A 12,468-nucleotide genomic window follows, 5' to 3' on the forward strand; every position below is an offset into this window, starting at 1 on the left:
GCATAAATATATAAATAAAATTACCTCCAATTATTTGGCCATAAATAAATGCGCAGTATTTGTTGCACAATACTACAAAAGTAGTATTGTGTGTGAATAGTAATTTGGTGTGTTTTACATAAGAAAATCACTATAATATTTAAGAACATGTTGTTGAAAAACTAACCCACATTAAATCAATGAAAAAGTGTTGTTAACTTTAATAATATGAGTGTTTTATGAATATGAATTTCTACTTTTGAGTTTAAGCCATATAAACATGAAAGCGTCCCTGCTAACTATCTTTTTGTGTATTGTAATAATGAATACACACGCCCAGGAATTTTTTAAAGATACAAATGGAAAATGGGGACTTGTTAATAAGACAGGCAATATAATATGTCCTGCAAAATATGATGAAATCAGTGTTTTTTACGAAGGAATGGCAAGAGTAAAACTCAGTAATAAATATGGTTTTGTAGATATAGAAGGAAAGGAGATAATAGCACCAAAATATCAGGTAGCAAGTCATTTTTTTGATGGAATGTCTATAGTGAATATAGGAGGGGAAAGGGTTATTGTTTCTCCTTTAAATTATTTTGCAAGTGGAGGTAAATGGGGGTATATAAATAAATCAGGAAAAAAAGTAATTCCTATAGAGTATGAAAGTGCTATGCCATTTTCTGATGGTTTAGCTGTTGTTTCCAAAGAAATTAAAAATAAGTACGGACATAAAAATATTTTGTTTGGGTATATTAATAAAGAAGGACAAGAAGTTATTGCACTAAAATATCAAGCAGCCCAGCCATTTTCAGAAGGATTGGCACTTGTAGAGCTTGGCGACAAAAAAGCATTTATCAATAAATCAGGTAAAGTTATGTTTTACGAGAAACCAGGTATTTATGTAGATGGTCCATTGTCCGGAGGTTATATCCCATTTTATACCATAGAAGACTATATAAAGCATGAAAAGAAACGAGGTTATCTCGATAGCAATGGAGCAATTGCTTTTCCTCCTGTTTTACAGATAGCCAGTCCTTTTGTGAATGGAGTGGCAACCATAATGGATAAATTAGGGAATAAATGGGAAGTAGATACCGTTTTTAATATAAAAGGAACAAATAAAAGTATTTATCCCGGTGAATGGGTGAAAGGTAATAACGGGAAGTTTGGGCTTATGCGACGCAATAAACAACTTGTTTTGCCTGTATACGATGAAGCAACCCGGGCCGAAGATGGTTATTCGTCAGTAAGAAAAGGAACTAAATTAGGTGTTGTGGATAATGAAGGACAAGAAATAGTGCCTCTCAAATATGATAAGATATTTTATGGTTCCGATGAACAGAAAACTTTGTTACAGGAAGGATATTTTGTAGTAGAAAGAGATAATAAAATGGGGTATGTGGACTTGAAGGGAAATGAAATAGCTGTCTCTTTTTATAAAGTACGCCCTTTTAATAAAGGATTAGCCGAAGTATTGCGTACTCAGGATGTAGAAACCTGGGGGTATATAGATAAATCGGGTAAAAGTGTAGATCTTTCTAAAGGCGATTTAGTGAAGTCTTTTGATACGCCTGTTGGCAAGTTAGAGGTGTATAAATCAGTTTATAAGGATGCATTTAATGGGGTTGGACTTAGACAAGGAAATAAGGTTTTGATTTTTCCTTATTATGAATCTATTACTTATAACAATGGCATAATTAGATTTGGAGAAAACAGAGAAGTTATTGTTTCTACATTGGCTAAACCTAGTCCTGTTTACATAGAAATAAATGAAAAGGAAAAATTAAGATGTACAGAATGTGGAGGAGAAGGATACTCTCTGACTTCTAATTCTAAAAGCGGTGGCACAAGAGCGGTTACCGAATATAAGACTACTACTTCTTATGAAAGGAAATGGAATCCTTCAACCAATAGTTATGACGGTTATAAAGTAGAGAAATCTACCCCGGTAACCAGATATGAAAAAACTCCAGATAGTGTTACCGAAACCAGAAACTCTTGTCCTAAATGCCATGGACGAGGCACTTTAACAGGTGAAGATAATATACATTTAAAATGGGACTCTTTTAATTATGCCTATAAAGTAGATTAGGCTTAATAGCAAGAGATAATAAATCTTTTACGGAGGTTGTCTTACTTTGCATACTAAAAAATATTAGTCAAGGTGTTTTTAACCTTCATAAATCTTTTCCTTTCAAGTATATACCACAGCGTGAATTTTTTGGAAGACAGGGTAGCCTGTATTTTCAATGTGTTAATTCATAGTTGCTTATGTGTTTTTACGGTTTTAGGAGGTTCTTTTTCTATAGCTAAAAAAGTAAATACTACATCAGCTGTTTTGAATTAAAGATACTTTATTGCTAAAAGAATACAGATTAAGGAATGAAGGTGAACAGATTTTACCTTAGTTTAAGGTAATAATGATAAGTATCCATTCCAAGTCCATGTTTTTAACTGAAAACATGGACTCACTATAGACTAAATATTGATTTATAATAGAAAGATAGATAAGATGTTTGCTACTTGTGTCGGTACAGAATGGGGACTTTTCCTGAAATTTAGATTTTTAAAAGATATAGGTTGAAGAGTGCCAGAGGAAATCATTATTCCCTGCTGCTTCAACCTAACTCCTATTAAATAGATTTAAAAGGTTTAACAAAACTGACAAACTGTCATTTTGTTTCAAAAAAAAGATTACTTTTGTAATCCCAAATTAATAGAGATGTTAGAATTGAATATTCCTTCTAAAGAACACGATGAGAGCAGACAGGGAGAAGCGTTAGTGCTAGATTCCTCGAAAAATAATGACGGAAGAAAGCTGTACGTTGAGAGCTATGGTTGTGCTATGAATTTTTCTGATAGTGAGATTGTTGCATCCATTCTTTCAGAAGAAGGTTTTATTACTACACCAGATTTTAACGAAGCAGATGTTGTGTTTATTAACACATGTTCTATCAGGGAAAATGCCGAAACCCGAGTAAGAAACAGACTGAAAGAGTTTAGTGCATCCAAAGCAAAAAGACCGGATATGATTGTTGGTGTGCTGGGATGTATGGCAGAGCGCTTAAAGTCCAAGTTTTTGGAAGAAGAAAAGTTGGTTGATTTGGTTGTAGGTCCGGATGCGTACAGAGATTTACCAAATCTTATCAATAAAGTTGATGATGGAAGTAAAGCGGTAAACGTATTATTGTCCAGAGAGGAAACTTACGCAGATATTAGTCCGGTAAGATTAAATTCTAACGGAATTACTGCTTTTATCTCAATCATGAGAGGTTGTGATAATATGTGTTCTTTTTGCGTGGTACCGTTTACCCGTGGAAGAGAGCGTAGTCGCGATCCATTCTCTATAGTAAAAGAAGCACAAGACCTTTTTGATGCGGGATATAGAGAAGTTACCTTATTGGGGCAAAATGTAGATTCTTATAAATGGAAATCAGCGGATAGCGAAGAAATAAGTGTAAACTTTGCTCAACTATTAGAAAAAGTGGCTTTGGTAAGTCCCGATTTAAGAGTAAGGTTTTCTACATCGCATCCAAAAGATATAACAGACGAAGTACTGTATGCTATGGCTAAGTACGAAAATATCTGTAAATATATTCACTTACCAGTACAATCCGGAAACACCAGGATACTGGAAGTGATGAACAGAACTTATGACAGGGAGTGGTATATGGAGAAAATAAACTCTATTCGCAGAATCATTCCTGAATGTGCAATCTCTACAGATATTATAACAGGTTTTTGTTCAGAAACAGAAGAAGAACACCAGGATACATTAAGCATGCAGGAATTTGTTAAATACGAGTTTGCTTACATGTTCTCTTATTCTGAAAGACCAGGTACACCAGCTGCAAAGAAATTTAAGGATGATGTGCCGGAAGATGTTAAAAAACGAAGACTGGAAGAGGTAATTGCCTTGCAACAAATACATGGTAATTATAGAACCCAGCAAAGGGTAGGTAAGGTTGAAAAAGTTTTGATAGAAGGTTTTTCAAAAAAATCTAAAGCAGATTATTGTGGCAGAAGCGACCAAAACTTTATGGTTGTATTCCCTGTTTCTGATGAGTACAAACCAGGTCAGTATGTAAATGTCTTAATAGAAAGAGCTACTTCTGCTACCCTGATTGGTAAAATTGCGCAATAGCATAACCTATCGATCGGGAATCAGGATATAAACATCGAAAAAAATAGATGGATATACAGGAAATAAAGCAACGTTTCGGGATAATAGGCAATTCTACCTTGCTTAACCGGGCAATTGATATAGCCAGACAAGTGGCCCCTACAGATATTACTGTGCTTATAACCGGCGAAAGTGGATCTGGGAAGGAGGTTTTTTCTCATATTATTCATCAGCTAAGCGCCCGTAAACACGGACCGTTTATAGCTGTTAACTGTGGGGCTATACCAGAAGGAACAATAGATTCAGAACTTTTTGGACACGAAAAAGGATCTTTTACGGGAGCACATGAGGCCAGAAAAGGTTATTTTGAAGTCGTAAACGGAGGGACTATATTTCTGGACGAAGTAGGCGAGTTACCTTTAGGTACGCAGGCCCGTTTACTACGTGTTTTAGAAACCGGAGAGTATATTAGAGTAGGTTCTTCAAAAGTGCAAAAAACAGATGTAAGGGTTGTGGCTGCAACTAATGTGGACATGTTCGAAGCTGTAAAAGCAGGTAAATTCAGAGAAGATCTTTATTATAGGTTGAATACTGTTCCGCTTAAAATTCCGCCGTTAAGAGAAAGAAAAGAAGATGTTTATTTATTGTTTAGGAAATTTGTAGCCGATTTTACAGACAAATACCGTTCACCTAACATTACATTAGCACCCGATGCTGTAGAAATATTAACAAACTATTCGTGGCCGGGTAACGTAAGGCAATTAAAAAATATTGCAGAGCAAGTTTGTGTTTTAGAAAAAGAACGTCATATTACGGGAGCTACCTTGCTGAATTATATTCCGATGGAACAACCTACGACCTCATTACCTATGATGGTAGGGGGGGCAAAGAAAGACGATTTTTCGGAACGAGATATTCTTTACAAAGTCCTGTTCGATATGAAAAAGGATATGGTGGAGTTGAAAAAATTAGTGGCAGAAATTATAAGAAATGGTGGTAACGTTGCAACCTTTGCAGAAAACCATCAACATATTCTTAATACTCTGTATGATAACGAAAATGATATAACGCACCTTCCCGATCAGCAGCAGCTGACCATTCAGCCACCTTTGGTTACCCGTAACGATGATTTTAGAATTGCAGAAACACAAGACGCTGAAGAAATAGAAGAGTCTTTGTCTCTGGTAGATAAAGAAGCTGATATGATAAAGAAGGCTTTGAAAAAGCATAAAGGTAAGCGTAAATCAGCAGCAGAAGAATTGGGTATTTCCGAAAGAACATTGTACCGCAAAATCAAAGAATTAAACCTCAACTAAATGAAAAGTAAAGTTTTATTGCTGGTAATTCTGCCAATTGTATTTTTAATAAACAGTTGTGGTATCTATTCTTTTACCGGAGGTTCCATTTCAGCCGGGATGAAAACCGTTTCTGTCTCCCTTTTTGAAAATGTATCACCATTAGTGGTGCCGTCTTTAAGTCAGAACTTTACAGAAGCATTAAAAGAGCGTATCAGAACGCAAACTTCCTTAAGTTTTTTACGTACAGATGGCGACGCACATTTTGAAGGTAAAATAACAGGATATTCAGTACAACCCGTGTCTATACAGGGTGGGAATATGCCTACGGCAGCACAGAACAGGCTTTCGATTACCGTACAGGTGAAGTATGTTAATAGCATAGAGGCTGATAAAAGTTTTGATCAGAGTTTTACCAGATATCAGGATTTTTCGGCTACAACGCCTTTTGCAAGTATAGAACAAAACCTGATTAAAGACATAAGCCAACAATTAACGGAAGATATTTATAATAGGGCTTTTGCTAATTGGTAAGGGTTTTCTTACTTTCACATAAGATAAAGATAAGTAGTGCAGCAAGAAGAAATAAATACAAGTAAAGAAAAGTTGAACGCAATATTTCAGTTAGAACAATTAGGAGAAACAAATTTGGAACAGTTGAAAATGCTGATTCAGGAATATCCTTATTGTCATACCTTTTATTTATTAGCTGCCAAAAGTGCTGTAGGAACGTCTTCGTATGATAAATACTTGGCAGAAGCTGCAGCTATAGCTCCGTCCAGAAATATTCTGTATGATGTAATTCATCATCCTGAAAAGCTAACTGTTACAGAACAAATCCCTGTAGCAGAACCCGAAGATACTGAGGAAGCAGTAGCGCCAGAAGATGAAGTTATTTTAGAGGAGATAGAGCAAGAAGATACTTCTATAGAAATATTAACTCAACCAATTGCTGATTTAGTAGAGGAAGAAGCTTTACCTGAAATTGACGATGAAGAAGTCTTGGTAGAGGAGGTTGTTGAGGAATTGGAGGAACAAACTATAACAGAAGCTCCTTATATAGAGACGCTGGGAGATGAGTACCTTCAGGAAGACGAGCTGGATGTAAATACAACTGGTTTTACTGATTCGGGACAAACTAACCTGCCGGTAGTAAGTCAGCCTAATATATTCAGGTATCACGAAGAAAGATTACCTTATACGTTTTTGTGGTGGCTTAATAAAACCAGAAAGCAGTATGAAAATATCAGACCCTATGCAGATTTTTATCTGGATACCACTCTGCCTATAGAAAAGAAAAGTAATGTGCTGGACCATCAGATAGCAGAGAATATATTTCATCTGACTTCTACGGACGAATTAGATAAGGATGGCGGAAACAGATCAACAGTTCCGTTCGACTTTATGAGAAAGGAACACCAGATTATAGAAAGGTTTATAAAAGAAGAACCACATATTACTGCGCCACCCCCTGCAAATAAGATAGATACGGAGAATAAAGCTAAGAGAAGTTCGGAAGATGATAATGAACTTGTTTCCGAGACTTTGGCTAAAGTTTATGTAGAACAAATGCTTTATCACAAAGCCTTAGATATTTACAGAAAATTAAGTTTGAAATATCCGGAAAAAAACGCTTATTTTGCGAGCCAAATAAAATATTTAGAATTAAAGGTTAATTAAAGATATATATGATAACGTTTTTAGTAATAATAGCAATTCTTGTTTCAATCTTATTGGTACTGATTGTATTGGTTCAAAACCCAAAAGGAGGAGGTTTAACCTCAGGTTTTTCATCGTCTAACAATATTATGGGAGTGCAAAGAACGGGCGACTTTTTAGAAAAAGGAAGTTGGGGTTTAGCTATTGCTCTTTTTGTTCTTTCGGTACTTATCAATGTCAGTCTTACTGGTGGTTCAGGAAAATCAGGTGCTAAAATGGATTCGAAAATTCAGGAGCAGATAGACAAAACAACTGTGCCTTCATCATTACCTGCAATGCCACAAGGAAATAATTCAGATACAACAAAGAAATAATACATATTCCTTTAAAGAAATAGAAGAAAAGCCACTGAAATAGTGGCTTTTTTATTATCCGGTCTTTTGCTAAGAATTTACTTCTGACTTACTTTTTTAATAGGTATCATAACAATATCTATAAAATAAATATCTATCTTCCGCCCGTTCAGTTACAGTACCTGTCAGTTTTTTAGTTATGGATGGCTGTCAAGCTGACACCGGAGTTCCTGTAACTTTGTGTAAAGAGTTGGTTTTTTTGTGAAAATATGTCATAAAATAGCTTTGGCATATTGTATGATAGGTAGAGAGTGTATAAATCAAAAAAAATAAAAAATAAAATATATTATGGCGTTAAACATTAAACCTATCGCAGACAGAGTAGTTGTAGAAGCTGCTCCTGCAGAAGAGAAAACAGCTTCAGGTATTTACATTCCTGATACGGCAAAAGAGAAACCTCAAAGCGGTACAGTTGTAGCAGTAGGTAACGGTAAAGTAGATGAGCCTTTAACTGTTAAGGTTGGCGACAAAGTGTTGTACGGAAAATACTCTGGTACTGAAATTACTTATGAAGGTAAAGAGTATTTGATTATGCGTGAAGCTGATATCTACGCTATTCTGTAGTAGTAAGATTTTAGGTTCAATATTAAAGTTTTATAAAATTTAAATAGAGTATCCAGATCGTAAGTGATTTTAAGCACTTACACCTAAGTACTAAACATTAAAAAACAAATGGCAAAACAAATTAAATATAACGTAGAGGCTAGAGACGCTCTAAAAAATGGTGTTGATAAATTAGCTAATGCAGTAAAAGTAACATTAGGCCCAAAAGGAAGAAACGTAATTATCGATAAAAAATTCGGGTCTCCTGTAGTAACTAAAGATGGTGTTTCTGTCGCTAAAGAAATCGAATTAAAAGATGCTTTAGAGAATATGGGTGCACAAATGGTTAAAGAGGTGGCATCAAAAACTGCTGATATTGCTGGTGACGGAACAACAACAGCAACAGTATTGGCGCAAGCTATTATTACAGCAGGTATTAAAAACGTTGCTGCTGGTGCAAATCCAATGGATTTAAAACGTGGAATAGATAAAGCGGTATCTGTAGTTGTTGGAAATTTGCAATCTCAATCTCAGGCGGTTGGCGAAGACAATAACAAAATTAAACAAGTAGCTACTATTTCTGCAAATAACGATGATGTAATCGGTTCTTTAATTGCAGAAGCAATGGGTAAAGTTGGTAAAGACGGTGTAATTACTGTTGAAGAAGCAAAAGGTACAGAAACAGAGGTTAAAACTGTAGAAGGTATGCAGTTTGACAGAGGTTACCTTTCTCCTTACTTCGTAACCAACGCTGATAAAATGGAAGTAGAATTAGAAAATCCTTATATTTTAATCTACGACAAAAAAATCAGCAACATGAAAGAATTGTTGCCTGTATTAGAAAAACAAGTTCAAACAGGAAAACCCCTTTTAATTATTGCTGAAGATTTAGACGGCGAAGCATTGGCTACATTGGTAGTTAATAAAATCCGTGGTTCTCTGAAAGTAGCGGCAGTTAAAGCACCGGGTTTTGGTGACAGAAGAAAAGCTATGTTAGAAGACATCGCTATTTTAACTGGTGGTACTGTAATTTCAGAAGAAAGAGGTTTTAAATTAGAAAACGCAGATCTTTCTTTCTTGGGTCAGGCAGAGAAAGTTGTAGTAGATAAAGACAATACTATTGTAGTTAATGGAGCTGGTAATGCAGACGATATCAAAGCTCGTGTTAACCAAATCAAAGCTCAAATAGATACAACCACTTCTGATTACGACAGAGAGAAATTACAAGAGCGTTTAGCTAAACTATCTGGTGGTGTTGCCGTACTTTATGTTGGTGCAGCTACAGAAGTTGAGATGAAAGAAAAGAAAGACCGTGTGGATGATGCTTTACATGCAACAAGAGCTGCTGTAGAAGAAGGTATTGTTGCTGGTGGTGGTGTTGCTTTCATTAGAGCAGTTGCTTCTTTAGAGGATTTAAAAGGAGAAAACGAAGACGAAACAACAGGTGTTAATATCATTAAGAGAGCAATCGAAGAACCTTTACGTCAAATCTGTGCAAATGCAGGTATCGAAGGATCTATTGTTGTTCATAATGTAAAACAAGGAACTGCAGATTACGGTTATAATGCTCGTAGAGATGTTTACGAAAACTTAATTACGGCTGGAGTTATCGATCCAACTAAAGTTTCTCGTGTAGCATTAGAAAATGCAGCTTCCATTGCATCAATGTTATTGACTACAGAATGTGTTCTTGCTGACGAACCGGAAGAAGGTGGAGCAGCTCCTGCAATGCCTCCTATGGGTGGTGGCATGGGCGGAATGATGTAATATAACATTCGCTAAAGTATATATTGAGCCAGACGATTTTCGTCTGGCTTTTTTGTGTTTTAATGTCAGCTAATGAGGAATTGCTATTAGCTGTTTAAAACATGATAAAGATGCACCCTGAATGATTTACAGACAAGTTATACATGAGGTTTTTAGGAGATACTAAAACATTTATAGGGTAATTGTTTTTATTTCTCAAAATAGTTATATTCATTAAGATATGTTTATAGACATGACCATGATCGAAGATTTATTAGGGGGAAGGCATATTTTAACGCAACCCGAAATCAATAAGTTCTTATTGACAACCCTGCTGTGTGGTGTTATTGGGGCAGAGAGAGAGTTTAGAAATAAGCAAGCTGGTCTGAAAACAATGATTATGATTGGTTTAGGCGCAACACTTATTACTATACTTTCCATAGAAATAGGCGTTAACAGTCATGATAGAATTGCAGCGAACATAGTTACAGGAATAGGTTTTTTAGGTGCGGGTGTTATCTTTAAAGAGGATAACAGAGTGTCGGGCCTTACAACCGCCTGTGTAATCTGGATTGTTGCTGCTATTGGAATGGCGGTAGGCGGAGGTTTTTTTGAACAGGCTGTTGGAGTAACATTTATTGTAATAATCTCATTGATTATTTTTCCTTATGTCGAAAATTTCTTTGAAAAAAGATATACCAAACGTGTTTATAGAATAGTGCAACGGTATGAAGGGGAAAGTCTTGAAAAATATGAAGAGTCTTTAAAAACCTTTAAACTAAAAATAAAAAGAGGAAGCCAACGATTGGCAAATGGCGTAATTTCAGGAACCTGGGAAGCAACAGGTAGCCCAGAGCAGCACAGTTTTTTTGTGGAAACCATGTTACAGGATAAGAATATTCTTGAATTTGATTTTTAATAAAGGGACTGTATCAAAAGGACTTTGTCACCCCAAGCGTAATCGAGAGATCTGTATCAGGAGTACCAGGAAATAAGATTTCTCTTCGCTGTGCTCATCTAAATGACAATATTTTTACTTCTGATACAACCCTTTTGTGATATTAAGATTGAATTAAAATAAATCGCTGTGCTTTGATAATAAGATATTTAAACGTAAATTGAGTAGGGCAAAAAGTCTTACATTTATGGAGAATAAAAAAAAGTTGACCAGGACTACTGGCGCGCCGGTACCTGATAACCAAAACGTACAAACCGCAGGACCACGAGGTCCTATGTTAATTCAGGATTATTGGTTCCTTGAAAAAATGGCTCACTTCGATAGAGAGGTTATCCCTGAGCGTAGAATGCATGCAAAAGGATCGGGCGCATTTGGAACTTTTACTGTTACCCATGATATTACAAAATATACGAAAGCAAGCATTTTTTCGCAGATAGGAAAGCAGACGGAAATGTTTGTCAGATTTTCTACTGTAGCAGGAGAAAGAGGAGCTGCTGATGCTGAAAGGGATATTCGTGGCTTTGCCATGAAGTTTTATACAGATCAGGGAAATTGGGATTTGGTAGGCAACAATACGCCTGTATTTTTCTTTAGAGATCCTATGAAGTTTCCGGACCTGAATCATGCTGTAAAACGTGACCCTAAAACAAACCTCAGAAGTGCCAATAATAATTGGGATTTTTGGACCTCATTACCGGAGGCCTTACATCAGGTAACTATTGTAATGAGTGATAGAGGAATACCCAAATCCTACCGTCATATGCATGGTTTTGGTAGTCATACATTTAGTTTTTATAATGCACAAAATCAGCGTTTTTGGGTTAAGTTTCATTTTGTGACTCAACAAGGTATAGAAAACCTGAGTAATGAAGAAGCTATAAAGACAATAGGTACGGATAGAGAAAGTAATCAGAGGGATTTATTTGATGCTATTGAGCGTGGCGATTTTCCTAAGTGGAAGATGTATGTGCAAATTATGACTGAAGATGAAGCCAGAACCTATCGTTACCATCCGTTTGATTTAACTAAGGTTTGGCCAAAAGGAGATTATCCACTGATACCTGTTGGTGAATTTGAGCTAAACCGAAATCCTGAAAATTATTTTTCGGATGTAGAGCAGGCTGCTTTTAATCCTACAAATATAGTACCCGGTATAGGTTTTTCTCCGGATAAGATGTTGCAGGGACGCTTGTTTTCTTACGGAGACGCACAACGTTATAGATTAGGGGTAAATAATTATCAGATACCTGTAAACTCGCCGAAATGCCCTTATCATAGCTTTCATAGAGATGGAGCTATGCGTGTAGATGGTAATTTTGGAGGAACTAAGCATTACGAACCTAATAGTTACGGAGAATGGCAGGAGCAACCGGAGTTTAGAGAGCCACCTTTGCCACTTTATGGTGATGCAGATGCCTGGAATTTTAGAGAGGACGATGATGATTACTATTCTCAGCCAGGTAATCTTTTCAGGTTGCTTACAGATGAGAAAAAAGCATTACTGTTTAAAAATACAGCTGCAGAAGTAGGTCAGGCAGAAAAGTTTATTCAGGTAAGACATATTTTGAATTGCTATAAAGCAGATCCTGCATATGGGGAAGGGGTAGCAAAAGCTTTAGGAATGACAATGGGTGATGTACATAACTTTAAAAGTCCTAATTCTCATTAATAGTTACACAATGTTTTAAAAATTAAAGGGGTCGTTTCAGAAATAATAAAAACTTAGTTATCCCGATAGCTTAGCACAAG

Annotated in this window: 10 protein-coding genes; all 10 read left to right on the forward strand. The window is 36.0% G+C overall.

The genetic code is table 11. The features are described from left to right. Positions 1–301 precede the first annotated feature (301 nt). The 10 genes from ACFSAH_RS05585 to ACFSAH_RS05630 all read left to right on the forward strand — a co-directional run bounded on the left by ACFSAH_RS05585 (position 302) and on the right by ACFSAH_RS05630 (position 12,388). A complete protein-coding gene (locus ACFSAH_RS05585) occupies positions 302–2,074 on the forward strand; it encodes a WG repeat-containing protein (protein ID WP_379661722.1) in 1,773 nt (590 codons plus the stop codon). Between the two features lie 630 nt (positions 2,075–2,704). After that, positions 2,705–4,126, forward strand: a complete 1,422-nt coding sequence (gene miaB, locus ACFSAH_RS05590) for a tRNA (N6-isopentenyl adenosine(37)-C2)-methylthiotransferase MiaB (protein ID WP_379661723.1) — start codon at positions 2,705–2,707, stop codon at positions 4,124–4,126. Between the two features lie 47 nt (positions 4,127–4,173). Beyond that, positions 4,174–5,421 (forward strand): sigma-54 interaction domain-containing protein, encoded by a 1,248-nt coding sequence (locus ACFSAH_RS05595; RefSeq protein WP_379661724.1) that lies wholly within the window; start codon positions 4,174–4,176, stop codon positions 5,419–5,421. Continuing rightward, complete coding sequence (locus ACFSAH_RS05600; protein WP_379661725.1) at positions 5,422–5,934, forward strand: LptE family protein; 513 nt, start codon at positions 5,422–5,424, stop codon at positions 5,932–5,934. Positions 5,935–5,970: 36 nt separating this feature from the next. After that, complete coding sequence (locus ACFSAH_RS05605; protein WP_379661726.1) at positions 5,971–7,080, forward strand: hypothetical protein; 1,110 nt, start codon at positions 5,971–5,973, stop codon at positions 7,078–7,080. 8 nt (positions 7,081–7,088) lie between these two features. Continuing rightward, a complete protein-coding gene (gene secG / locus ACFSAH_RS05610; RefSeq protein WP_379661727.1) occupies positions 7,089–7,433 on the forward strand; it encodes a preprotein translocase subunit SecG in 345 nt (114 codons plus the stop codon). Positions 7,434–7,760: 327 nt separating this feature from the next. Next, positions 7,761–8,036: a co-chaperone GroES gene (locus ACFSAH_RS05615; RefSeq protein WP_379661728.1), complete on the forward strand. Its 276-nt coding sequence runs from the start codon at positions 7,761–7,763 to the stop codon at positions 8,034–8,036. 108 nt (positions 8,037–8,144) lie between these two features. After that, complete coding sequence (groL, locus tag ACFSAH_RS05620; RefSeq protein ID WP_379661729.1) at positions 8,145–9,782, forward strand: chaperonin GroEL; 1,638 nt, start codon at positions 8,145–8,147, stop codon at positions 9,780–9,782. A 220-nt stretch (positions 9,783–10,002) separates the two neighbouring features. Then, positions 10,003–10,680 (forward strand): MgtC/SapB family protein, encoded by a 678-nt coding sequence (locus ACFSAH_RS05625; protein ID WP_379661730.1) that lies wholly within the window; start codon positions 10,003–10,005, stop codon positions 10,678–10,680. Between the two features lie 226 nt (positions 10,681–10,906). Continuing rightward, positions 10,907–12,388, forward strand: coding sequence for a catalase (locus ACFSAH_RS05630; protein ID WP_379661731.1), 1,482 nt, complete (start codon positions 10,907–10,909; stop codon positions 12,386–12,388). Positions 12,389–12,468 lie beyond the last annotated feature (80 nt).

Origin of the sequence: Pseudopedobacter beijingensis (assembly GCF_042678145.1) — a bacterium.
Taxonomy (GTDB): domain Bacteria; phylum Bacteroidota; class Bacteroidia; order Sphingobacteriales; family Sphingobacteriaceae; genus Pseudopedobacter; species Pseudopedobacter beijingensis.